This window comes from Acetobacterium bakii (assembly GCF_001263355.1).
GTDB lineage: Bacteria > Bacillota > Clostridia > Eubacteriales > Eubacteriaceae > Acetobacterium > Acetobacterium bakii.
In genome coordinates this window covers 266,983-290,121 of the sequence record NZ_LGYO01000022.1, presented here as the reverse complement: position 1 = coordinate 290,121, position 23,139 = coordinate 266,983, and the positions used below count along the sequence as shown (strand labels likewise).

Annotated in this window: 24 protein-coding genes; 17 read left to right on the top strand and 7 right to left on the bottom strand. The window is 41.5% G+C overall.

Annotated features, from left to right (window positions below; all coding sequences use genetic code 11):
• The first annotated feature begins 534 nt into the window (after positions 1-534).
• On the top strand, positions 535-747 hold the full coding sequence (locus tag AKG39_RS10255) for a helix-turn-helix transcriptional regulator (protein WP_050740299.1): 213 nt from the start codon (positions 535-537) through the stop codon (positions 745-747).
• Positions 734-1,216, top strand: a complete 483-nt coding sequence (locus AKG39_RS10250; protein WP_050740298.1) for a DUF6773 family protein — start codon at positions 734-736, stop codon at positions 1,214-1,216. Before AKG39_RS10255 ends, AKG39_RS10250 begins: the two co-directional genes overlap by 14 nt.
• Positions 1,217-1,613: 397 nt before the next feature.
• Here AKG39_RS10250 and AKG39_RS10245 read toward each other — a convergent pair whose 3' ends face one another.
• The 3 genes from AKG39_RS10245 to AKG39_RS10235 are packed head-to-tail and all read right to left on the bottom strand — an operon-like array spanning position 1,614 to position 4,528.
• Entirely contained in the window at positions 1,614-2,342 is a 729-nt protein-coding gene (locus AKG39_RS10245; RefSeq protein ID WP_050740297.1) for an acyl-[acyl-carrier-protein] thioesterase, read from the bottom strand.
• An 11-nt stretch (positions 2,343-2,353) separates the two neighbouring features.
• On the bottom strand, positions 2,354-3,301 hold the full coding sequence (locus tag AKG39_RS10240) for a 3'-5' exoribonuclease YhaM family protein (RefSeq protein ID WP_050740296.1): 948 nt from the start codon (positions 3,299-3,301) through the stop codon (positions 2,354-2,356).
• Positions 3,302-3,319: 18 nt separating this feature from the next.
• Positions 3,320-4,528 (bottom strand): pyridoxal phosphate-dependent aminotransferase, encoded by a 1,209-nt coding sequence (locus AKG39_RS10235; protein ID WP_050740295.1) that lies wholly within the window; start codon positions 4,526-4,528, stop codon positions 3,320-3,322.
• A gap of 159 nt (positions 4,529-4,687) precedes the next feature.
• On the opposite strand from AKG39_RS10235, the gene AKG39_RS10230 reads away from it, so the two are divergent.
• The 15 genes from AKG39_RS10230 (at position 4,688) to AKG39_RS10160 (ending at position 19,872) form a co-directional block, all read left to right on the top strand.
• The gene (locus tag AKG39_RS10230; RefSeq protein ID WP_050740294.1) at positions 4,688-4,936 is read left to right on the top strand and encodes a helix-hairpin-helix domain-containing protein; all 249 of its coding nucleotides are present in this window, start codon (positions 4,688-4,690) and stop codon (positions 4,934-4,936) included.
• A 53-nt stretch (positions 4,937-4,989) separates the two neighbouring features.
• A complete protein-coding gene (locus AKG39_RS10225; RefSeq protein ID WP_050740293.1) occupies positions 4,990-5,634 on the top strand; it encodes a pentapeptide repeat-containing protein in 645 nt (214 codons plus the stop codon).
• A gap of 31 nt (positions 5,635-5,665) precedes the next feature.
• Entirely contained in the window at positions 5,666-6,547 is an 882-nt protein-coding gene (locus AKG39_RS10220; RefSeq protein ID WP_050740292.1) for an SPL family radical SAM protein, read from the top strand.
• A 308-nt stretch (positions 6,548-6,855) separates the two neighbouring features.
• Positions 6,856-7,494, top strand: coding sequence for a Fe-only nitrogenase accessory AnfO family protein (locus tag AKG39_RS10215; RefSeq protein WP_050740291.1), 639 nt, complete (start codon positions 6,856-6,858; stop codon positions 7,492-7,494).
• Between the two features lie 9 nt (positions 7,495-7,503).
• Positions 7,504-8,454, top strand: a complete 951-nt coding sequence (locus tag AKG39_RS10210) for a hypothetical protein (protein WP_050740290.1) — start codon at positions 7,504-7,506, stop codon at positions 8,452-8,454.
• Between the two features lie 532 nt (positions 8,455-8,986).
• Positions 8,987-9,808: a nitrogenase iron protein gene (gene nifH / locus AKG39_RS10205; protein WP_050740289.1), complete on the top strand. Its 822-nt coding sequence runs from the start codon at positions 8,987-8,989 to the stop codon at positions 9,806-9,808.
• Between the two features lie 27 nt (positions 9,809-9,835).
• Positions 9,836-10,162: a P-II family nitrogen regulator gene (locus tag AKG39_RS10200; RefSeq protein ID WP_050740288.1), complete on the top strand. Its 327-nt coding sequence runs from the start codon at positions 9,836-9,838 to the stop codon at positions 10,160-10,162.
• Positions 10,163-10,176: 14 nt separating this feature from the next.
• Positions 10,177-10,560 carry a P-II family nitrogen regulator gene (locus tag AKG39_RS10195; RefSeq protein WP_050740287.1) on the top strand — a complete coding sequence of 128 codons (384 nt, stop codon included), beginning with the start codon at positions 10,177-10,179 and terminating at the stop codon, positions 10,558-10,560.
• A 15-nt stretch (positions 10,561-10,575) separates the two neighbouring features.
• Positions 10,576-12,162, top strand: a complete 1,587-nt coding sequence (gene nifD, locus AKG39_RS10190) for a nitrogenase molybdenum-iron protein alpha chain (protein WP_050740286.1) — start codon at positions 10,576-10,578, stop codon at positions 12,160-12,162.
• Positions 12,162-13,526, top strand: coding sequence for a nitrogenase component 1 (locus AKG39_RS10185; RefSeq protein WP_050740285.1), 1,365 nt, complete (start codon positions 12,162-12,164; stop codon positions 13,524-13,526). Before nifD ends, AKG39_RS10185 begins: the two co-directional genes overlap by 1 nt.
• A 63-nt stretch (positions 13,527-13,589) precedes the next feature.
• Entirely contained in the window at positions 13,590-14,951 is a 1,362-nt protein-coding gene (nifE, locus tag AKG39_RS10180) for a nitrogenase iron-molybdenum cofactor biosynthesis protein NifE (protein WP_050740284.1), read from the top strand.
• A complete protein-coding gene (gene nifB, locus AKG39_RS10175) occupies positions 14,944-17,640 on the top strand; it encodes a nitrogenase cofactor biosynthesis protein NifB (protein WP_201780269.1) in 2,697 nt (898 codons plus the stop codon). Before nifE ends, nifB begins: the two co-directional genes overlap by 8 nt.
• A 2-nt stretch (positions 17,641-17,642) precedes the next feature.
• On the top strand, positions 17,643-17,951 hold the full coding sequence (locus tag AKG39_RS10170; RefSeq protein ID WP_050740282.1) for a 2Fe-2S ferredoxin: 309 nt from the start codon (positions 17,643-17,645) through the stop codon (positions 17,949-17,951).
• A 198-nt stretch (positions 17,952-18,149) separates the two neighbouring features.
• On the top strand, positions 18,150-19,070 hold the full coding sequence (locus AKG39_RS10165; RefSeq protein WP_050740281.1) for a homocitrate synthase/isopropylmalate synthase family protein: 921 nt from the start codon (positions 18,150-18,152) through the stop codon (positions 19,068-19,070).
• Entirely contained in the window at positions 19,060-19,872 is an 813-nt protein-coding gene (locus AKG39_RS10160) for a beta/alpha barrel domain-containing protein (protein ID WP_050740280.1), read from the top strand. Before AKG39_RS10165 ends, AKG39_RS10160 begins: the two co-directional genes overlap by 11 nt.
• Positions 19,873-19,890: 18 nt before the next feature.
• On the opposite strand, the gene AKG39_RS10155 is transcribed toward AKG39_RS10160, so the two are convergent.
• The 4 genes from AKG39_RS10155 to AKG39_RS10140 all read right to left on the bottom strand — a co-directional run bounded on the left by AKG39_RS10155 (position 19,891) and on the right by AKG39_RS10140 (position 23,121).
• Positions 19,891-20,553 (bottom strand): L-fuculose-phosphate aldolase, encoded by a 663-nt coding sequence (locus AKG39_RS10155; protein WP_050740279.1) that lies wholly within the window; start codon positions 20,551-20,553, stop codon positions 19,891-19,893.
• 49 nt (positions 20,554-20,602) lie between these two features.
• Entirely contained in the window at positions 20,603-21,637 is a 1,035-nt protein-coding gene (locus AKG39_RS10150; RefSeq protein WP_050740278.1) for a 2-hydroxyacid dehydrogenase, read from the bottom strand.
• Between the two features lie 78 nt (positions 21,638-21,715).
• Complete coding sequence (locus tag AKG39_RS10145) at positions 21,716-22,660, bottom strand: sugar-binding transcriptional regulator (RefSeq protein WP_050740277.1); 945 nt, start codon at positions 22,658-22,660, stop codon at positions 21,716-21,718.
• Between the two features lie 185 nt (positions 22,661-22,845).
• Positions 22,846-23,121 carry an HPr family phosphocarrier protein gene (locus AKG39_RS10140; RefSeq protein WP_050740276.1) on the bottom strand — a complete coding sequence of 92 codons (276 nt, stop codon included), beginning with the start codon at positions 23,119-23,121 and terminating at the stop codon, positions 22,846-22,848.
• Between the last annotated feature and the right edge of the window lie 18 nt (positions 23,122-23,139).

The following is a 23,139-nucleotide window of genomic DNA, read 5'->3' as shown; positions in this document are numbered from 1 at the left end:
TAGTTTGATAAATTTTTAACACTATGTTAATAATAAATGATTCTATGCTAAAAATCAATTGTTTAATATAGCAAAATTTTACTAATTTTTAAACTATTGTATACTGTTTTATGTATTTTCCTAATATTTTTCTATTTATTTTTTACTCTATAGCAATTTAATGCAATAATTTCTAACGATTTATCTACTGTAAGTCACTTTAATTAATCTTTTATCACTATTTAGTAACGTTTATTGATTTAATTATTTTCAAATACACTTATTTTACAATTTTAGTAAAATAGTTGAAAATACTATTTCTGATTTGGTTTGCTATTGAACTAATTCTTTGATCTAAGTCCTTTCAACTCCCAGTTATATCAATCTATCCGTGCAACCTGTCCTTGGCATTTTTATTTTAACGGATTACTTCATAACAAAGCAGAGTTATCACCTAAATAAATAGATTCTGCTTACTATATATTTCTATATGCAATATATATTTGACATTTTATATTATATATTGTACTATATACACAAAGGAGTGGTCATCAGATGAAAAATATAAAATTAAAAGTTGCCCGGGCAGAAATGGATCTCTCCCAGGAAGAGCTGGCCAAACGGGTGGGTGTCACCAGACAAACCATTGGTATGATTGAAGCTGGAAAATTTAATCCTTCGTTACAGTTGTGCATCGCCATCTGCAAAGCTTTGGGAAAAACACTAAACGATCTATTTTGGGAGGAAAATGATAATGAAAAAATTTAAAAAAGTGGTGGATGAACGCCAGGAAATGGAACTGTATAAAATTGAGCATGTGTGCTTCTGGATTGTTTTCTGGCTGCTTCTGGGTAGTATTATTGTCCAGTCCATGTTCCTTGATGCTCCGTTTACACAGTGGGCTTTTGAATGGACAATCTTTATGATCTGCTGCGGTGGGATCATGGTGGGCTGCTATAAAAGAGGACAATGGGATTTTTACAGCAAACCCACCACTAAAAACTATCTGATATACAGTCTCATCGGCTCCGGTGTCTTTGCTGTTATTTATGCCATTACCATGTATATGAATAATGATTATTTAAAAGATTATCTGCTGGGTCTCGGAGCGCTCACCGCCTTTATTTTTGCGTTGATGTTTGCCCTGATTTTTGCGGCACTATTTATCAGCGGCACCCTGGTAAAAAAACGGCAAAAGCAACTGGAAGATAATTTCAACGATAATGATCATGAATAAATTCATCGCTTTCGTTGGCGATAGGTTGACATCCCCGACGTAGATAAAAAAAAGAACACCAGTTAAAGTGTTCTGCGACTATCGTAAAACTGAAAAGTAAGTCCTGGGGACAATCGTAACATCAGTTGTGTGCATCAAGGCGAACAGGCCTTAGCCTGTACGATCTTGCAGCACATAACGATTTACCATTGTCCCCAGGATATTTTTTACATTACGTACCGATAAAACAGAAAAGTAAGTCCTGGGGACAATCGTAACATCAGTTGTGTGCCTCAAGGCGAACAGGCCTTAGCCTGTCCGATCTTGCAGCACACAACGATTTACCATTGTCCCCAGGACGATTATCTCACCAATCTCAAGCATCCCTTCAAGGTATGCTTTCTTATTCCAATTGACCCTAATTTAACAATAATTCCAGCTGGCAAAGCATGCTGTTCTCCTGGTTTACAATATCCACCCGATAATGGCATTCGCCGACCATTTCACCCAAAGCTTTAACCTGGTCACCATAAAAACACTGGGCTTTATAAACGATCTTAACTTCCCTTAAAGCCATTGTTTTAACCACTTCCAAGGGCAGCACTTCAATCGCCCAGGCGAGATACTTAACATGGTTAACATGCTTATTGAAATCGATGTCCAAAAACCGCACGTTAAAGGTCTTTTCCATTTTGCTGTCTGAAATTTTTGTAAGATTTTTGAATAAGGGTTGTCCTTTTTTAAAGCATTCATAAGCATCGAATTCCGGGTGATTGTTTACCCGTTCCATTTTTTCAGTCTCACGATTGATGAGCAGCCACTGGGTATTGGCAATGACAGTGGGCTGACCCGAAAAATCTTCGATGGTAAAACGTCTGGTGGCACAAAATTTATCCATTCCCGTCGCCTCGGTGGTCACGGTTATTTCGTCCTTGTAGTTTGGATAGGATACAAACTCAATCACATATTTAACCAAAAACCAGGCGATCTGTTTTTCCAGTAAAAAATCGCCGCCAATTCCCAGGCGATCCCCCTGATTGGTGGACAATTCCTGAAAGTAATTCATGGCTGTGGTTGGCAGCATGCGACCATTGTAATCGGATTCATAACAGGCAATGCGTCTTTTTTCTTTCGAAATAATCGCCATCCGCTCAGCGCCTATTCAAAGCTTCTGCGATACAAACTAATCCCATCAAGACTCCAGTTCTGCTCGGTGAATTTCCCTGGTTCGACACGATCCAAGGCTTTTTCCATGGTAAACATTCTGGCGTCGATCATATCAATATGATGCAGCAGTTCAGCCTCTGGGAACATGGGTCGTTTTGGACTTCCAAATTCCGGCTGGTAGTGGTGCGAAAGAATCATGTGCTTAAGCAGCATAATACATTCGGCATCCGTTCCCAGCTCACGGCCGACGATTTCAAGTTCGACAATTTCCTGGGTAATATGACCTAACAGCTTTCCTTCCGGGGTGTAGTCGGACACTGCCCCATTTTCATCGGACACCATTTCATTGACTTTTCCAATATCATGGAGGATAATCCCGGCATAGAGCAAATCCTTATTGATAAAAGGATAGATGCCGGCCAGGCTTTTCCCGATTCTAAGCATGGTATAAAGATGGTAGAGCAGGCCTCCCTTGATGGCGTGGTGATGTTTTTTTGCTGCTGGAAAATAGACCAGGTTTTCAGTTTTATCATTGAATATCCGGTTTGTAATGGTACGGATGTCATCGTTTGTAAAATCATCAATGGTATCATTGACGAAACCCATCATCTCCTCAATGCCCACTGGCACGGTTTCCACATAATCATCCACGCTGACGTCATCGCTTTCATCGATAATCCGCATTTTTTCAACGATGAGCTGAAGACGGTTGTTGAATTCCTGGACCTTGCCCTTGATTTTGACCAGCTTCCCATTGGTGAACAGGTCTTCATCGCCCGGTTTCACGTCCCATTTTTTCCCTTCGATTTCGTCGAAGTTGACATCATTTAAAACCATATTAAAATAACGATTCCCGTTAGTAGCTGTTTTGGTCATCTGTGATTTAATGAATAAATAGCCCAGGTAATCCTGGCCCTTTTTTACTGTTTTTATTTCCAATTTTTTCTCCTTGTTTTTTTATTTGCGTGATTCCGGGAAGGTAAGGCCGTAGGCCGACAATCCCTGTTTTAGTATTTCCATGGCCGCGAGCATGTCCCGCTCCTTGAGTACATAGGCGATGCGTACCTCATCGGCACCGTCAGCCGGATTTAAATAGAAATCGTTGGCCGGTGATAAAAGCACGGTTTCTCCCAGATAATCAAAATCAGTGATCATCCATTCGATAAAATGACTGGCATCCCGGATGGGAAGTTTCGCCATAAAATAAAAAGCACCTTTGGGCTCTTTACAGATCAGTCCGGGAATTTCCTGTAGTGCCTGATAAACAATTTCACGACGGTGGGCATATTCTGCCAATATTTCATCAAAAAAGTTCTGCTCCAGGGCAAACAAAGAAACCGCACCAATCTGATCAATGGTGGATACTGATAAGCGCATCTGACACAGCTTTTTTAATTGCTTCATTAACCGTTTATTTTTTGATATAATAAATCCGATCCGTGCGCCGCAGGCACTGTAGCGCTTGGAAATGCTGTCAATGAGAATAAAGTTCTGTTCGAGATCAGGCTGCTGGGACGGGCTCAGATAAACCTGATCATCATAGATAAATTCCCGGTAAACTTCATCAGAAATCAGATAGAGATCGTGTTTTAATGCCAGCTCTTTAAGAACCGTAATTTCTTGTTGGGTAAAAACCTTTCCGGTTGGGTTGCCAGGATTGGTCATTAAAATAGCCCTGGTTTTCTCAGTGATGGCAGCTTCAATAACCGCACTATCCGGAAGGGCGAAACCATCCTCGGCATAGGTTTTAAAGCCCACCAGCGTCACATTCGTGGCGGCAGCCATTTCTTTGTAAATGCTGTACAGGGGCTCGGCTGTGAGAATTTCATCCCCAGGGTTACAGATTCCGATAAAGGTGAACAACAGGGCTTCACTTCCGCCATTGGTTACAAATAGATCTTCGATAGTATAATCAAGACCCAATCGCCGATAGTAACCGCAGGCTGCTTCTCTCAGCGGCCTGATTCCTTCAGGGGCCTGATAAGCCAGGACCTTTTCGTCAAAGCAATTCAGACATTCCAAAAAGCCTACCGGGGTTGGTATATCCGGCTGACCAATGTTAAGAAAATATACTTTTTTCCCTTTTTTTTGAACTGTGTTAACCATTGAATAATATTTAAGCAGAGCGGGTTCCCCCATCTTTTGAATACGCTGAGATATTTCCATCATTTCTCCTGCTTTCTTTACTTTTCTTCTTTTGATTACGAAGAAAATTATAAGCTTTATTCCTTAAAAATGCAAATGGACCGGCCCTTTTATGGTAAAATATTTTAAAGTAAGCTGACTGATCAATCATGAATGTAATATTATAATTGAGGTGATACTATGCAGACCGATTTGTTAACAATCCCTGGGGTGGGTAAAAATATGAAACAGCATCTGATAAATATCGGTTACCATTATGTGGAGGATTTAAAAGAACAGGATCCTGAAGCAATGTATGCAAAAGACTGTGTGTTCAAGGGTTTTAAAGAAGACCGCTGTGTTCTCTACGTCTATCGCCTGGCGGTTTATTTTGCCGAAAACGAAATCCATGAGCCTGAAAAACTCAAATGGTGGAATTGGAAGGATTGATTACGATAAAAGTTCAAAACAACCATTTCATATTTAATAAAAGAGGTTAATCAATGAAAATTACAAAGCCTAATATTACAAAAGACCTTGGTGTTTCAGAGGATTTATTGTCGCTTTTAGAGGTTGCTCAGCAGGAGGAATCCGATATTGAAGAGAAGTATTTTAAGGGTCTTGTTTTTAAAGCTCTTGATTTATCAAAAGCTGTCTTTAAAGACATTATATTCGAAAACTGCGAATTTATAAATTGTTCGTTTAATAAAATCGATTGCCGGGATGTTCTTTTTAAATCCAGCAACCTGTCCAATAGCGATTTTAGCGACGGGTACTTTAGCCGCTGCGAATTCTCTTCATGCAAGGTGATGGGATCTGATTTTAACAATGCCCAAATCCAGGACACATCCCTGATCAACAGCAATTTTCAATACGCCAACTTCGGAAAATGCAAAATCAAAGATTTTGGAATTTCCGAGTGCGATATGAGTCATTCGACCATTTCCGAATGCAACCTAAAAAATTTAGAGCTTAATGAGGTTCGCTTTATTGAGACCAGTTTTTTCAAAACGCCCTTAAAAAACATCGATTTTACCAGCAGTCAAATCGATGGTCTGGTGGTGTCCGGCGACGAATTAAAGGGTGCCATTGTAACCACCTATCAGGCGGCGGAACTGGCCAAATTAATGGGGTTAATTGTGCGATAAACAGATAATTTATTAAAGCGAGGACGATCCAATGGAATACATACCCGCAAAAAATATCGTGACCCGAACAAAGGGTACCGCCTGGTTTGGCACCGAATATAACATGAACATCTATAAAGGCTGCAGTCATGGGTGCATCTATTGTGACAGCCGGAGTGACTGCTACCGAATCGAAGATTTTGATCGGGTCCGGGCCAAGGAAAATGCTCTGGCCGTCATCCGGGATAATCTCAGCCGGAAAATGAAAAAAGGGGTTGTTGGTACCGGTGCCATGAGTGATCCCTATAATCCCTTTGAAAAGGAATTGCAACTGACCCGGCACGCTCTGGAAATCATCAGAACCCATGGCTTTGGGGTTGCCATTGCCACCAAAAGCCCTCTTATTACCCGGGATATCGATGTGTTAAACGACATCCGGAAACGCTCCCCGGTTATCGTTAAAATGACCATAACCACCGCCGATGATGCTCTTTGTAAAAAAATCGAACCGCATGTTCCGGTTAGCAGTGAGCGGTTTCAGGCCATCAAAGAGTTATCTGATCATGGCATTTATTGCGGCATTCTGCTAATGCCCATTCTGCCTTTTATCAATGACACGCAGGAGAATATTTTGGAAATTGTCCGACGCGGCAAAGAAAATGGCGCTGGGTTTATTTATCCGTGTTTCGGCGTCACCCTTCGTGACAAACAACGGGAATACTTTTATGATCAGCTGGATCAGCATTTTCCAACCATAAAACAAAAATACATGCTGGAATTTGGGAACCAATACAATTGCAGCAGCCCCAACGCAAAGGCCCTTTATGCAAACTTTACCAAAGAGTGCAATCGACTGTCAATGCTCTACAAAATGTCTGATATTATATCAAGATACAAGATCGAGCAGCGCGATACACAACTAACCTTTATCTGACTTTACTCTGATTTATGGCCCCCCCATAGCATTTTGATCTTTCAAGATCAGGATGCTTTTTCTTTAGTAATTCTTAATTTTAATTTTTTTTTAAATAAACTAATTTTTTTTTAATCTGGAAATGCTTTCTAATAAAGGCCGAGAATAACGCCCTCCGCTTGCTAGTCATTTAAACCTTTTCATTAAATATTTGAGCCAGGTATGCATTCTAAAAAACAGATTTAAATAATTTTTGTATGCTATACTACCCCTATTCTACATAGATTATTATATTCTGAAAAAGTTAAAAAACGTCTGGAGGTAATAAAATGAAACTGGAAAAGCACAATGCAATGGCCGTTTTTTTCGATGCTAATGATCGCATCTCAAGTTTTGATACGATGACCCATTGGGATTTATTTTATAAAAAAAAGGATTCCTGGCAAAAATCAAAAGCAGTTCCCTATACACCCAGTCTTATGGGAGAACTTGGAACCATTCGCGAAAACATTAAGCAAATGATTGCTGAATTTGAAGACTGCCGAATTATCATTACCCGATCCATGACAGGGATCCCCTATCACACCTTTGATAAGGCCCGCTTCATTATCTGTGAAGTTGAAAGTTTTGATTTAGAGCTATTGGATGCCATCCAGCAGGATTTAATCAGCACTGCTGTGGAAGCCGCCAAACAAAAGCCACCCGAGGCTCCCACCGAAACCAATTCTCCCGGTGACTTCTTCTTTAATCTGAACCAGCTTCAAAAGAATGCCCCGGAAATCAGTTCCAAAATGGCACTGCTGCCATTTTTTAAGAATGTTCCCTTCCTTTCCCTTGATCTTGTCTGCGAACATGTTCCGCCCTGGTTTGATAAAATTTTCGACTCCCTGAATCTGACCTATGCTATGGACCAAAAAAATGATGGTAAAACTCATGTCCTTATTACCCATACCAACTGCCAAAAATAGGAGGCTATTATGTCCACATTAAATTTAGAAAAATACGGTAAATTGGAAGGCGTCGCTTATTTAGAGACCTATCCTGATGGTTCCCCCAAGGCTTGTACCCTGGACGAAAAGAACCTGATTAAAACGCCCGTGGGAACCCTGATCCCAAGCTACGGCCCACCCCGGCCAAGAAAACGGGAAAGTGTAGCGCTTGAATTTTTCCAAAATGGAAATTTAAAAAGCATTGCTCTTAACGAAGCGGTTGAAGCAAAAACCTCGCTTGGTGTTTTATCTGTTGAACGGATCAGTTTTTACGAAGATGGCAATATTCATCGCTTCTTTCCCCTTAACGGGCAGATTGATGGCTATTGGAGCGAAGAGGAAGAGGCTAAGCTTGCAACACCCATTGATTTTGATTTAGCAATCGGCACTTTTTCGGTTAAGGTTATCAGCATCTGTTTTTACGAAAGCGGCTCCTTAAAAAGCCTGACCCTGTGGCCCGGAGAATCCATTGAACTGATGAGTCCTGATGGCTTAGTCTATATCCGCTATGGTTTAGCCCTATATGAGGATGGCAGCCTGAAAAGTTTTGAACCCGCTCGCCCGGAACCGATTAATACACCCATTGGCATCGTCATCGCCTATGACAGCAATGCTCATGGCGTTAATGGGGATGAAAACTCTGTTTGCTATGATGAAGTTGGCAAAATTAAATCGCTGATGACCTTAAATAGCGCCATCAGTATTTCGACCGGCGAGGAAAAAAAAATCATTAAGCCCCTGATGAAACGCGGGAAAATTGATCCGGAACGCTTTTTTCCGGAACCCATAAAAATTGAATTTTCGGTCGATACTATTGTTATTACCCAGGATTCTGAGCTTACGGTGGATCTCACCCAATCAAAAGTCAAGGCAATCATCATTGACGATCCTGAGACCAAAGCCTGCGGCAATTGTTCTGAATGCTCCCATTGCGGTTGACGTCACAGCTATACTTAAGGAACTCTTAAGAAACATTACCCAATCGGTTTGCTCTTTTATGAAATCATTGAAACTGTTTTCATTCCTTTTATAACCGGGAAAATTGTACTTTGTATACAATTTAAAACAGTCAATTTTATCAAAGCAATCAGAACCATTCGGATATGCAGGTATTATGAAAAGGGTTTACATCATACTTGTCTTGACAATTGGTTCTAAAACACAGATAATTAGCCCATAGAAAACAATGACATATGGATTTAACCTTTAGACGATGAGGTCTTAGCCGGTTGCAGGTATTGCAGCTGACTAAGATCTCTTTTTGTCTTTCCACTTAAATCCACCCCTAGACAAAGAAGTCTTAGTTCGTCACAATCGTGTGACCAACTGAGACTTCTTTTTTCTAAACAATTAAATACCCATCCGCAAGACAACGAGGTCTTACTATTCCAATTTCTTAGAATAGTAAGACCTCGTTTCGTCCTTCGGATAACACATTGAATTCTATAAAACAATACTTGGAGGAGAGATTATGAGACAAATTGCAATTTATGGTAAAGGCGGCATTGGCAAGTCCACTACCACTCAAAACTTAACCGCTGGACTTGGAAATATGGGAAAGAAGATCATGGTCGTTGGATGTGATCCAAAAGCAGATTCAACCCGTTTACTGCTTGGCGGTTTAGCACAAAAGACCGTACTTGATACCCTTCGTGAAGAGGGTGAAGAAATTGAACTGGATGCCATCTTAAAACCGGGATTTCGAGATATTATGTGTGTTGAATCCGGTGGTCCTGAACCAGGTGTTGGCTGTGCCGGTCGTGGTATTATCACCTCAATCGGAATGCTTGAACAATTAGGCGCTTATACCGATGATCTCGATTATGTATTCTATGATGTTTTAGGCGATGTTGTTTGCGGCGGATTTGCAATGCCGATGCGTGAAGGAAAAGCTCAGGAAATCTATATCGTCGCTTCCGGAGAAATGATGGCCCTGTATGCTGCCAACAATATTGCCAAAGGTGTTCAGAAATATGCGACCACCGGCGGTATTCGTTTAGGCGGAATCATCTGCAACAGTCGTAACGTTGACGGTGAAAAAGAACTGGTTGAAGCCTTTGCCAAAGAATTGGGAAGTCAAATGATTTACTTTGTTCCCCGTGACAACATGGTACAGCGTGCTGAAATTAACAAAAAAACCGTATTGGAATTTGATGATACTGCTGATCAGGCCCAGGAATATCGAAATCTGGCCGAAGCAATTGATAGCAATACAATGTTTGTTGTTCCAAAACCCATGAAGCAGGATCGACTCGAAGAAATCCTGATGGAACATGGACTGATGGATATTTAATTTAGAATTGAAAGGGAGAAAAAACTTATGTTAATGATCAGAGCAATTATCAGACCCGAAAAAGCGGGAGTTGTATTAACGGAAATGTTATCCGGCGGTTTTTCAGCCGTAACTAAACTGGATGTTTATGGACGCGGCAAACAAAAGGGAATTAAAGTTGGAGAAGTTTATTACGATGAACTCCCAAAAGTTATGTTACTTTGTATTGTTAATGATGAAGATAAAGACGATGTTGTCAGAATTGTCATGAAAAACGCAAAAACAGGCGAAAAAGGTGCATTCGGAGATGGTCGTATTTTTATCTCACCCGTTGAAGAAGCATATACGATCAGTACTGGAAAATCAGGCCTGTAAAAGGAGGCATTAAAATGAAAGAAGTTATGGCAATTATTCGACAGAATAAAGTAAACCAAACCAAAGAAGCACTTGTTAAGGAAGGCTTTCCAGCCTTTACCTGCTTAAAGGTTCTTGGTCGAGGCAAAAAAACAGTTGATTTATCACTCATTCAGGATATAGTTGATTCCGGTGAAATGCCTATATCAACTGCCGGCGAGGCACTGACTGAACCAACTCGATTAATTTCAAAGCGATTCTTCACCCTCATTGTTGAAGATGATGATGTTGATAAAGTCGTTTCCATTATTATCGATACGAATACCACAGACAACGCCGGGGATGGAAAAATATTTATCCTTCCCATTGAGGAATCCATTCGTGTACGTAGTGGAGAAAAAAATGCCGACGCATTTTAGAAAGAGGTGATTCAATTGAATTCAAGAGAAAAAGTACTCGATAAATATAGTTCAAAAATATATAAAAACAGAAAAGAACATGTCATAGAAATTGAAAATGGCGAGCCCAATATCATCGCCGCTGATACCCGGGCAATTCCCGGAATATTAACAAACCGCGGCTGCTGTTACGCCGGCTGTAAAGGGGTGGTGCTCGGGCCATTAAAAGATGTTGTCCAAATCGTTCATGGACCCATCGGCTGTAGCTATTACACCTGGGGCACCAGACGTCACAAGTCCAAGCATGATGAAACTACCAAGAACTTTTCCGAATACTGCTTTTCAACCGATATGCAGGAAACAGACATCGTCTTTGGTGGTGAGAAAAAATTAAAAAAAGCCATTAAAGAGGCCGTCGAAATTTTCAATCCCGCCTGTATTATGATTGCCTCCACCTGCCCGGTCGGACTCATCGGGGATGATATTCATGCCGTAGCAGCTGAGGCCGAAGAACTGTATGGTATTAAGGTTGTTGCCTTTAGTTGTGAAGGATACAAAGGTGTCAGCCAATCCGGCGGACATCATATTGCCAACAATGGTTTAATGAAAAATATTATCGGCACCGGTGACGCCGACCATGTCAAATATTCCATCAACCTTTTGGGTGAATACAATATTGGCGGTGACGGCTGGGAAATTGGACGGGTACTAAAACGTATCGGTTACAATATTGTATCCGTTATGACCGGTGATGGCAGTTATGCAGAAATGAAAAATGCCCATATTGCCGACCTCAACCTGGTTCAATGTCATCGTTCCATCAACTATATTGCTGAAATGTTAAAAACAAAATATGGGACCGAATGGTTGAAAGTCAATTTTATTGGACTTGAAGGTATTAAGCAGTCACTCAGAGATGTTGCCGCATTTTTCAACGATCCTGACTTAACCGCAAAAACAGAAGCTGTTATTGCTGATGAGGAAGATGAAATCAAAGTAACCATGAGCGAATTTAAAACCAAGCTTGAGGGCAAAACAGCCGCCGTTTATGTTGGCGGGTCAAGAACCCATCATTACATCAATTTATTAAAAAGTCTTGGTGTCGAAGTCGTTTTAGGCGGTTATGAATTCGCCCATCGTGATGATTACGAAGGCCGTCAGATATTGCCCCTTAAAATGGATGCAGACTCTAAAAACATCGAAAGCATTACCGTGGAAAAAGACCCTGCTAAATTCAGAACGTTTCACACCCCAGAACGCATTCAGGAATTAAAAGACGCCGGCTTACCGATCGAGTCTTACGAAGGTTTATGGGCAGATATCAGTCCGGATGCGATGATCACTGATGACTTCAACCATTTTGAAACTGAGGAATTTATCAAATTATTAAAACCAGATATTTTCTTTTCCGGAATCAAGGATAAATATGTGGTTCAGCGTTCCGGAATCCCATCACGACAGTTACATTCATATGACTACAGCGGTCCGTATGCTGGATTTAAGGGAGCAGTGAACTTTGCCAGAGATGTAACCCTGGCGGTTAACACCCCCGCCTGGGAATTAGTTCAAGCGCCCTGGAAAACTGAGCCTACATTAGAAGGCAGTATAGGAGGTATGGAATAATGTTAGATTTAACCCCAAAAGAAGTATCGGAACGATCTGCACTGCGCATCAATCCATTAAAGACGTGTCAACCGGTTGGGGCAATGTATGCAGCCCTAGGTGTTCATAATTGCATGCCTCACAGTCATGGATCACAGGGATGCTGTTCCTTTCATCGAATGTTCCTAACCAGACATTTTAAAGATCCTGCTATTGCGTCATCAAGCTCATTTACAGAAGGCGCTTCTGTTTTTGGCGGCGGTTCCAATTTAAAAACAGCCATAAAAAATATCTTTGACATTTACGACCCTGATATTATCGCTGTTCATACCACCTGTCTCAGTGAAACCATCGGTGATGACCTGGTTACTTACATCAATGACGCTAAAATTCCGGAAGGAAAATTTGTTGTTCACACCAATACCCCAAGCTATGTCGGATCACACATTACCGGATTTTCAAACATGATTACCGGTTTGATCAAATACTTATCTGAAAACACCGGCATCAAGAATGGCAAACTCGCTCTTTTCCCAGGCTTTGTAAATCCTGGTGATATGCGTGAAATGAAAAAAATCATGACCCTGATGGGCGTCAACTTTACCATGCTCCCCGACACCAGCGGCGTTATGGATGCTCCCATGACTGGGACATACAGCATGTATCCCAAAGGCGGCACTAAAATCCAGGAGATTATTGACCTTGGAAATTGCGAAATGTCACTGGGATTAGGTGAACTCACCTCATCCATGCCCGCAGAATTTCTGGATACCAAATGCAAGGTTCCCTATCAAACCCTGCCATTACCAATCGGCGTTGAATTAACAGATCAGTATGTCATGGCACTAAACCGTTTTTCTAAAAATGAAGTACCCTATGCCCTTGAAGAAGAACGTGGACAACTGGTTGATATCCTGTTGGATTCTCATCAGTATACGCAAAACAAAAAAGTTGCTATTTTCGGTGATCCCGATACCGTTCTGGGATTAGCGCAATTCGCTTTAGAATTGGGTATGATTCCAAAATACCTGGCAACTGGAACACCTGGTAAATTTTTCGAAGAAAAAGCTAATGCATTATTTGAAAAGTTCGATGCTGAAGGCTGCATTGCTAAAGGCAACATGGATTTATTTGAATTGCATCAATGGATTAAAAATGACGGCGTGGACCTGCTTATCGGCGGTACCCATGGCAAGTACGTTGCTAAGGCAGAGGATATTCCTTTAGTTCGAGCCGGCTTCCCCATTGTCGATCGCTATGTTCACTCTTACCTGCCAATCGTCGGATATAAAGGTGGCATGCGTTTAGCAGAAATGATTCTAAACACGCTCATGGATCGTCAGGATCGTGACTGTGCCGATGAAGATATGGAAATGATTATGTAACAAAATTTTATTTACACTATTGGGGAGGTTTTTCTCCCCTTTTATTTGAAAGGAGGCTGTAAAATGAGAAATGAAAATGATATTTTACCAGAAAGAGCCGAATCGATTCGTTTTTCGCAATGCAGCGGAGATGGCAGTGGTATTAAATGTGAAGCTGAAAGTATTTCCGGATCGGTAAGCCAGCGTGCCTGTGTGTTTTGTGGTGCCCGGGTTGTCTTAAACCCGATTACCGATGCTTTTCATATTGTCCATGGACCCATTGGCTGTTCCAGCTATACCTGGGATATCCGGGGAAGCCTTTCAAGCGGAGAAGACATCTATCGAAACAGTTATTCCACTGATTTAAGAGAACGTGATGTCATCTTTGGTGGCGAAAAAAAACTCACTGCCGCCATTGACGAAGTCATGTCCATGCACTCTCCAAAATTAATCTTTATTTATGCCACCTGTATTGTCGGTGTTATCGGTGACGATATCGTAGCCGTTTGTAAGGCCGCCGAAGAAAAATACGCCATACGTGTGATCCCGGTAAAATCTCCTGGCTTTTCCGGAACCAAGAAAACTGGATATAAAGCAGCATGTAACGCGATCATGAGTCTTATTACCCCTGAAGTCCTTCCACCTAAGGAAGTTGGCGTTAATATTTTAGGTGATTTTAATCTTGCCGGTGAAATGTGGATTATTAAGAATTACCTTCGCATCCTTGGGGTCAAAGCAATTTCCAATATCACCGGAGATGCAACCTCCGAATCCTTGAAGAAAGCTCCCTCAGCTCAGCTCAATCTCGTTCAGTGTGCCGGGTCAATGACCTATCTCGCTAAACAAATGGAAGAAGATTTTGATATTCCATTCATTAAAGTTAGCTTCTTTGGCGTTAATGACACATCCGATTCGCTGCTCCGCATTGCCTATGCAATGGGTGACGCAGAAATGGTCCGTAAAGCCAAGGCTTTCATTGAAGACGAAAAAAATAGAGTGATCCCTCTTTTAAATAAATACAAACGAAATTTTGAAGGAAAAAAAGCTGCCATATATGTCGGCGGCGGTTTCAAAGCCATCTCACTGATCCGTCAGTTTAAAGAATTCGGAATTAAAACAGTCATGGTGGGAACTCAAACAGGTAACAAAGAGGATTATGAAATGATCCAAAGCCTGGTTGAAGACGATGCCGTTGTCCTGGATGACGCTAATCCAGCCGAACTGGAATCTTTTATGAAAGAGATGGGTGCTGATATCTTAGTTGGCGGCGTAAAAGAAAGACCTCTTGCCTATAAACTCGGCATTGCATTTTGTGATCATAATCACGAGCGCAAGCATCCTCTTGCCGGTTATGAAGGGACTCTTAATTTTGCATCCGAAATTAATTTATCCATGAACAGTCCTGTCTGGGAAATAATATCCCCTGGAGGTAATAAAAATGTCTAAAAATCTCGTCAACTTAAATGTTAATCCCTGTAAAATGTGTATGCCCATGGGAACAGCCAATGCTTTCTACGGCATCCAGAAATCCATGAGTATTCTCCATGGCTCCCAGGGATGCAGTACCTATATAAGACGGCACATGGCCACCCATTATAATGAACCCATTGACATTGCCTCTTCTTCTTTAACCGAAGAAGGCACGGTGTATGGCGGTGAAAAAAACCTTATCCTGGGTATTCAAAACCTCATAAAATTATACAATCCCGAAGTCATCGGGGTTTCCACCACCTGTTTAGCTGAGACCATCGGCGAAGATGTAGGATACATTATTCATAAATTCTACGAGCAATATCCAGAAGAAACCGTAAAGATTATTCCCGTAAAATCCGCCGGTTACAGTGGCACCCAATTTGAAGGTTTTAACCGGGCGTTAAAAGCCATTGTCACCAGTGTCGAAATGGATACTGAAAAAAACGATAAGGTTAATATCATCACCACCATGCTTAGTCCTGCAGATACCCGCTATCTTAAAGAGCTGCTGTCAGAATTCGAAATCGACTATATTTTATTGCCGGATCTTTCGGAAAATCTGGACGGCGTCCACCAGAATACCTATGATCGCCTGCCGATGCATGGCACACCGATATCAGACATTGCCAAAATGGGCGGGGCCAAAGCCACCATCGAAATTTCAAGTACCATGAAACCCGAAGATTCTCCTGGAGTATATCTTCTTGAAAATTACAAAGTACCTTACCAAAGGGTGAATCTTCCCATGGGTTTAAGAGATACCGACGCATTAATTGAAGTTTTATCCACCCTGTCTAATAAACCCGTCCCGGTTAAAATCGAAAAACAACGGGGTCGTTATATTGATGGCATGGTTGATTCCCATAAATATAATGCAGAAGGACGAATTGCCATTTTCGGCGAACCGGACTTTGTCGTTTCCGCCGTGCGGCTCTGCTGTGAAAATGGCATCATGCCTATTATTGTGGCTACGGGTTCCAATTATCCCCAATTAAAGGAAATCGTTGAATCCGAACTGGCTAAATTAGCTGCCGCACTTTTCGTTGACGAGTATGTCATTTTAAATGATGTTGATTTTGAGACCATCGAAGAAGAAGCCCTGCGACTGGGAGCCAATATAATGCTTGGCAATTCCGATGGTCGACGCATTGAGGAAAAACACCATATCCCCCTGATCCGCTGTGCTTTTCCAATTCATGACCGCGTCGGCGGACAGCGAATCCGGACTTTAGGATATGAAGGGTCTCTCATGCTTTTAGATCATCTGACAAACACTCTACTCAAGGCTGTCGAAGGTGGATTCAGAGAAAAACTTTATAACACCTATTATAATGAAGGGGCCAAAACCAAATATGGTTTGGAACCGATGATTGAACATATTGTTGATCCTCCGGCTGAAACAATGCCTGACATCCAAAAGCCAGCTATGACCATCGCAGAAAAAACAGCCAACCACCCCTGCTACAGCTGTGGCGCCTCCCAGACAAATGCCCGAATGCACCTTCCTGTGGCACCGGATTGCAATATTCAATGTAATTATTGTGTGCGAAAGTTTGATTGTATGAACGAAAGCCGTCCGGGAGTGACCACATCAATCCTTTCACCCGAAGAAGCCTTCGCAAAATACAAAGTAGTTAAAGAAAAGGTTCCTAACCTTACCGTGGTTGGGATTGCTGGCCCTGGCGATGCTTTGGCAAATTTTGCAGAAACTAAACAAACTCTTACACTGATCCGGGACTACGATCCCGATGTCACCTTTTGTGTCTCCACCAACGGTTTAATGCTGCCTTACTATGCCAAAGAACTGGCTGCCCTCAATGTATCCCATGTCACTGTCACAGTCAATGCTGTCGATCCTGCCATCGGCGCTAAAATATACAAACATGTCAACTTCATGGGCAAGTTTTACATCGGTGAAGCTGCTGCCGCTCTTTTGTTGGCCAATCAGATGGCGGGTATTAAAATGCTCATCGATGAAGGCATCATTGTTAAAATCAATACTGTTACCCTCATGGGCATCAATGACAAACACATTGAAGAAGTGGTAAAAACGGTGAAAGATCTTGGTTGTTTTATTTCTAACATCATGCCCCTTATTCCGGTTAAAGGCAGTGCCTTTGAAGGTCTAACCATTGCTACGAACCAACAAATCAACGAAATCCGGGACCAATGCGGCACCCATTTAAAACAAATGTACCATTGCAAGCAATGCCGGGCCGATGCCATTGGGAAACTGGATGAGGATGTTTCAATCGACTTTAGGGAAACCGCGAAAGCAAAGCCTGATAAAGCTTTGCCTTCTGAAAAGGGCCTGCGTTTTGCCACCGTCTCCAAGGGCGGCATGCTGGTGGATCAGCATTTTGGACATGCCACCGATCTTTATATTTACGACTACCTGAACGATGAGGTAAGATTCAAAGAAAAAAGAACCATCAGTAAATATTGCACGGACGTTGCGGATTGCGGCGATAACGAAGATAAAATCGGGCAGATTCTCCGTGCCCTGGATGATTGCGATGGTGTCATCACCATGCGAATCGGGGAAGGTCCATCCCAGCGATTAGAAAAAAAGGGTATTAAAGTCTTTTCCACTTACAACCGAATTGAAGACGCAGTAAAAATAGCGGCTCAGGAATTTTTAAATGTATCAGGAGGATTATAAACATGGTAACACCAAAACATCATATTTTAATTTGCACCAGTTGTCGGATTAACGGCACCCAAAAGGGTTATTGTTTTCAGCAGGACTCGGTAAAAGTCCTGCAAACTTTTTTAGAAGAAATCGATGAACGGGATCTATCCGGTGACATCCTCATCAACAATACCGGCTGCTTCGGAATTTGTGAAAAAGGTCCCATTGTTGTGGTCTATCCGGAAGGCATCTGGTATGGCAATGTTACCGTGGATGACGTCGAACGCATTATGGACGAACACATTGAAGGAGGTAACGTCGTAGAAGATCTCCTGATATAATATCAGGCAATTGCGAAAGGCCTGTGAGCTTCGCTGTCTGCTTTCATGAAACAATTTTTCCACGATACGGCGAACAGTCTAACGACTGTTCGCCTATACGTTACAAAATTGTTTATGAAAACTGACATCAAAGCAATTTACGTTTGTGTTTTCGAATTTCGCAATCACCTGGATAGAATACCAAAAGGAGGCTCTTTTATGGCTGTTATTATCGATCGAACGCTCACCAAAATAGAAGCAGACACAATGGTTCCCAGTGACCTGCTGCATTTTTGTGAACTTCTTTTCACCTGTGGTGTTACCAAAATCGAGGCTACACCACAGGTGCTAACAAAAATAAATAATTTCTTATTAAATCCTGATTTATTATCTAAGACTAACGCCAAAACCTATTTCTTAACAAACTATGATGGTTTTTTTCAGCTGGAAACTAATGATCTTGTTGAACAGAATTTAGATTTTTCAATAACAGCAACCCCTCATTTAAATGGAATTCGGCTGCTGGGTTCAGATGATCTCATCACCCGGGACTACCGGACTTTTTTTAACAATCTGTTATCCTCTGGCTCGCAATATTTGGATTTATGTCCCAGCAACAAGAAGCACTGCGCCACGGCTATCGCTATTGAATGGCTGCTGATGGGCGGACAAAGCGTCAGCTGCAGTTTTTCTGGCCTTAATGATGACGCCCCGCTGGAAGAAGTTTTAATGGCTTTGAAAATGAATGGCCAAGCCGACCTTACTGGAGATCTATCAGTTTTTAAAGAATTGCGACTACTCTATGAAAAACTGACCGGGAATATCATTCCCGAAAAAAAAGCTATTATCGGCCAGGGAATTTTCAAGGTTGAATCCGGCATTCATGTTGATGGTATTTTAAAAAACCCCCGAATTTATGAACCTTTCAGTCCTGAATCTGTGGGCAATAAACGCGAGATTATTCTTGGTAAGCACTCTGGCCAGCAAAGCGTCATTTATAAAATGCGGGAGCTGAATTTATCAGAAGCCGGTGTCAGTACAGTGCTGTTACATTTAAAGCAGCATTGTGCCAATGTCGGAAAAAGCTTTTCGGATTTGGAGTTATGCACGCTGGTGAGGGAGGTTCATAATGGCTATTGAAAAAAAATATATCGTTGATACAACCCTCCGGGATGGTGAACAAAGTCCTGGCATTGCTTTTACGCTCAGGGAAAAAGTATCCATTGCAAAAGCGCTGGATAAAATGGGCATCAGCCGCATCGAAGCTGGTGTTCCGGCAATGGGCCAGGATGAACGACGGGCTTTCGAAAAAATAAAACTCTCATGTGAAAAAGCGGAAATTGTTGCCTGGAATCGCATGAATTTAGAGGACATACAAGCGTCCATTGACTGCGGTGCCGATATTATTCATATTTGCGTCCCTGCTTCTACGCTTCTCATTAAAGAAAAGCTTCGTAAAACCAATAACGTAATTCTCGAAATGATTGAAGTCTGTGCTGATACCATCCACAAGGCCAATAAAATCTTTACCATTGGGTTAGAAGACGCATCACGAGCGGATTGGTTCTTTGTTGAGCAGATTATCCAAAAGGCAAAGGATCTAAAAGCAAGCACCATTCGCTTTGCTGATACTGTGGGAATCCTTACCCCGGGAACCTGTAATGATTTTGTCAAAAAACTTAACACTGGAATCGATCTTGAAATCCATATGCACAACGATCTCGGTATGGCCGTAGCAAATTCTGTTTCGGGCACCCTATCCGGGGCAAAATACATCGACTGTACCCTCTTTGGCATCGGTGAACGGGCTGGTAATTGTAATCTTGAACACTTTTTAGAAGTATTGGATGGACAATTTAATTTTGGAATTTCTCTGGAGAATCTACGCCGGCAGCAGACAAAATTAAAGCCGATTATTTTTAAAACCCCATCAATCGTTTAAACGATTGATGGGGTTTTTTTACAGTTCTTCTTTGGTGGCTCGTTGTCCGTACGATTTGTTGAATTTATAAATCATTTTTGTCATCTCTTCTTCATCTAAAATAACCGGTTCACCAATAGCTCTGGCCTTTACATAAACTTCGGCACAATGCTCAATTTGCTCAGCTATATTAAAGGCATTAAGAATATCTTTTCCTCCGGTAAGCAAACCGTGGTTTGCCATTAATACCGCATAACGATCGATCATCGCTTCAAAGGTCAGTTCTGCCAGTTCCAGACTGCCAAAGGAAGCATAGTCTGCGCACCGAACATCCAATCCCGAAAAGGCAACCAGATAACTGGAGGCTGGCAATGGTTGTCTTAAAGTAGCCAGTACCGTGGAGTAAATGGAATGGGTATGAACCACGGCATCAATATCATCCCGTTTTAAATAAAAAATGCGATGCAATTCATGCTCACTGGATGGTTTTCTTTTTCCATCGGCAATCTTGCCATTAATGTCAATGACGACAATATCTTCCGGTTCAGTTTCAAAATAGTCAATGCCACTGGGGCTAATGGCCATTAATTGCTGTTCTCGATTGTATATACTGATATTCCCCCCGGTACCCTTGGTTAATCCGGCTGTAATTAATTTCTGACAGTATTTAACGACATCATTTCTTTCTTTTTCTAAAATCATATCATCCTCCTTCAAATCAATTTCTTAAATCATTGTTAATAATCTTTACCTATCGATATTCGTAAAGTAGTTTTTCACCATTTATAAAACGTCTCACATCAGAAACAAGTTGTTTGGTGTGGTTGAGCAGAACATCATCCGTTGCACCAGCAATATGGGGGGTGATTACAACATTATCCAGCTCGCCAATATAGGGATGATTAATTGCCAATGGTTCTGTTGCATAGACATCAAAGGCTGCTCCAGCGATGCGTTTTTCACGTAGAGCATCAATAAGGGCGGCCTCATCAAGAATCGCACCCCGGGAACTGTTAATAAAATAGGCTGTGGGTTTCATTAAATCGATCATTTCCCGACTGATAATCCCTTTTGTTTCTGGAGATACTTTCATATGACAGGAAATAAAGTCAGCGTCTTTCATTAATTCTACCAAAGACTTGGCTTTTTGAATGCCGATTTCTTCAATATCGATTTCACATAGAAAGGGATCATAAATTAAAAGTTCCATGCCGTAGGCTCTGGCTATTTTCCCAACCCGTCGGCCAATGCTGCCATAGCCAACAATTCCCAATGTTTTTCCCTTTAATTCGGTTCCTTTAAAAATTATATAAGGCGAATGTTCATCCATATCCCAAATCATATCCACAATCAGGCCATCTTTGGTGATCTTTTTATCTTCTGCAGTACCGGTAAATTTTCCTTCTTTTAATGCCTTGTACGACATCGGAATATTACGGGCGATGGACAACATGAGGCCTATGGTAAATTCTGCAGTGGAGTCTGAATTTCGCCCTGGGGTATAAATTACCGGAATGCCTTTTTCTCGGGCTGCCTTAATATCCACATTAACCGGTGTTGATCGGGTACAGGCAATGAGCTTTAATTTTTCGGCGTTTTCAATGACATTACGAGTCACCTCATCATAGCTTACAATGAGCATGTCTGCATCTTTTGTTTTCTTCATAAGCTCTGCTTCCGGCATTTTCGGAAGACCGGTTGCCCAACCATCCAAAGTAACTTCTCCCATTTCAAATAACGGTTTTAACTGTTCTTGGTTGTATTCTGCTGTGAAAAATATTTTCATAGTCTTTCCTTCCTCCATTGTTATTCACATAATGACCATCACACATAATCCTCCATTATTTAAACGGGAATTTCCCGACTAAATCAAATTTAAGGTTGCTACCATTCGTTTCGCGGTTGCATCATCAATAATGAGCGTACTAATACATTTGGATTTCAGACAGCTTATGATCGCTTCGGTTTTATCTTCACCACCGGCAATGGCAACAACATTGGGTATTTGTTTCAAAACCTCCATACCGACTGTGATTATACGATCTTTAATAAAGCAATTATCCCAGGTGCCATCCAAACGAATAGGATTCAAACAAATATCCCCGCGAAATCCTTCTTCTCTCAATTCTTGAATATCCTCTTCTTTAAGAAGACCACGTTTATACATGGTTGAATCCGGTGTAAGTTGGCCGACACCAAAGACCGCTAAATCACAACGCTTCATATGTTCAAATGATTTTTTAATTGATTTTTCCGCCATGAGCATGGCTTTTGTTTCAGGATGATCCACCACCACCGGAGCATACAGCATATAACAGGCACAATCTAATTTTTCTGATAATGCTCTTGCAATTTGATCGGATTTTAGAATATCCTTGTCGAAGTTCTGGGCGCCAACCATTTGTACTACCATGCAGTCATTTTTTTTACTATATGAAAGTCGTGCAATGGTCTCTGCCAGGGTGATCCCCCAGGATACGCCAATGGTCATCTTTGGCTGGATATAATCATCCAAATACTGGGCGGCCACACTGGCCAGGGAAGGTAGATAGTTATCGCTTTCCCCATAACTATCGGCCACAATAACCTGCTTTAGTCCAAAATGCTCCTCTATAAGTGTTTCGTATTTCACATTCCCCTGTTCGTAACCATTCACCTTAATGGTGACAATGCCCATATCCGCCAGGGAACTAATAATGCGATTTACCCGTTGTCTTGTATATGATAACCGTTTGGCGATTTCATCCTGTGTCATGCCAAGATTGTAATACCAATGGGCAATTTTAATATAGAGTGAATTTCTTTCCATAAAGAGCCCCCTTTGCTTTGAGTTTTTAAGACCAGATTTATTCATATGTAATTTCCAGTTACATATGTAATTACCTCTACCTTACCGGTTTTCATAATATATGTCAATGCTTTTTTAATCTTCTTATCTTTAAACATTTGTTTCCAAAAAAAAAGCCCTGCTTTTCAGCAAGACATTTTTTTACCTTATGCTTCTCCAAAACCACTTTCAATAAGGGCTACCAGGGTTTCCACAGCATTAATTTCGTCCTCGCCTTCAGCGGCGATTTCAATTAACGTTCCTTTTGACAAGGCCATGGTCATTACTGTAATCAGCGATTTGGCGTTGCCCTCCTTGGGTTCATCTCCGAGTTTTTTGATAGTGATGTCTGAACTGAACGCACTGGCTTTTCCACAGAATTCCGCCGCAGGTCGGGCATGAAGACCAATAGAATTAATAATTTCCACTTCTTTAGAATGCACCCTCTTACCTTTATGATG

Bases quoted from the DNA above. Each gene is read 5' to 3' on its own strand.
- AKG39_RS10220 (WP_050740292.1), top strand. From the start codon at position 5,666: ATGGAATACATACCCGCAAAAAATATCGTGACCCGAACAAAGGGTACC.
- AKG39_RS10255 (WP_050740299.1), top strand. From the start codon at position 535: ATGAAAAATATAAAATTAAAAGTTGCCCGGGCAGAAATGGATCTCTCC.
- AKG39_RS10195 (WP_050740287.1), top strand. From the start codon at position 10,177: ATGAAAGAAGTTATGGCAATTATTCGACAGAATAAAGTAAACCAAACC.
- nifE (WP_050740284.1), top strand. From the start codon at position 13,590: ATGAGAAATGAAAATGATATTTTACCAGAAAGAGCCGAATCGATTCGT.
- AKG39_RS10210 (WP_050740290.1), top strand. From the start codon at position 7,504: ATGTCCACATTAAATTTAGAAAAATACGGTAAATTGGAAGGCGTCGCT.
- nifH (WP_050740289.1), top strand. From the start codon at position 8,987: ATGAGACAAATTGCAATTTATGGTAAAGGCGGCATTGGCAAGTCCACT.
- AKG39_RS10160 (WP_050740280.1), top strand. From the start codon at position 19,060: ATGGCTATTGAAAAAAAATATATCGTTGATACAACCCTCCGGGATGGT.
- AKG39_RS10235 (WP_050740295.1), bottom strand. From the start codon at position 4,528: ATGGAAATATCTCAGCGTATTCAAAAGATGGGGGAACCCGCTCTGCTT.
- AKG39_RS10170 (WP_050740282.1), top strand. From the start codon at position 17,643: ATGGTAACACCAAAACATCATATTTTAATTTGCACCAGTTGTCGGATT.
- AKG39_RS10150 (WP_050740278.1), bottom strand. From the start codon at position 21,637: ATGAAAATATTTTTCACAGCAGAATACAACCAAGAACAGTTAAAACCG.
- AKG39_RS10155 (WP_050740279.1), bottom strand. From the start codon at position 20,553: ATGATTTTAGAAAAAGAAAGAAATGATGTCGTTAAATACTGTCAGAAA.
- AKG39_RS10230 (WP_050740294.1), top strand. From the start codon at position 4,688: ATGCAGACCGATTTGTTAACAATCCCTGGGGTGGGTAAAAATATGAAA.
- AKG39_RS10145 (WP_050740277.1), bottom strand. From the start codon at position 22,660: ATGGAAAGAAATTCACTCTATATTAAAATTGCCCATTGGTATTACAAT.
- AKG39_RS10245 (WP_050740297.1), bottom strand. From the start codon at position 2,342: ATGGCGATTATTTCGAAAGAAAAAAGACGCATTGCCTGTTATGAATCC.
- AKG39_RS10250 (WP_050740298.1), top strand. From the start codon at position 734: ATGAAAAAATTTAAAAAAGTGGTGGATGAACGCCAGGAAATGGAACTG.
- AKG39_RS10215 (WP_050740291.1), top strand. From the start codon at position 6,856: ATGAAACTGGAAAAGCACAATGCAATGGCCGTTTTTTTCGATGCTAAT.
- AKG39_RS10185 (WP_050740285.1), top strand. From the start codon at position 12,162: ATGTTAGATTTAACCCCAAAAGAAGTATCGGAACGATCTGCACTGCGC.
- AKG39_RS10225 (WP_050740293.1), top strand. From the start codon at position 4,990: ATGAAAATTACAAAGCCTAATATTACAAAAGACCTTGGTGTTTCAGAG.
- nifB (WP_201780269.1), top strand. From the start codon at position 14,944: ATGTCTAAAAATCTCGTCAACTTAAATGTTAATCCCTGTAAAATGTGT.
- AKG39_RS10165 (WP_050740281.1), top strand. From the start codon at position 18,150: ATGGCTGTTATTATCGATCGAACGCTCACCAAAATAGAAGCAGACACA.
- AKG39_RS10200 (WP_050740288.1), top strand. From the start codon at position 9,836: ATGTTAATGATCAGAGCAATTATCAGACCCGAAAAAGCGGGAGTTGTA.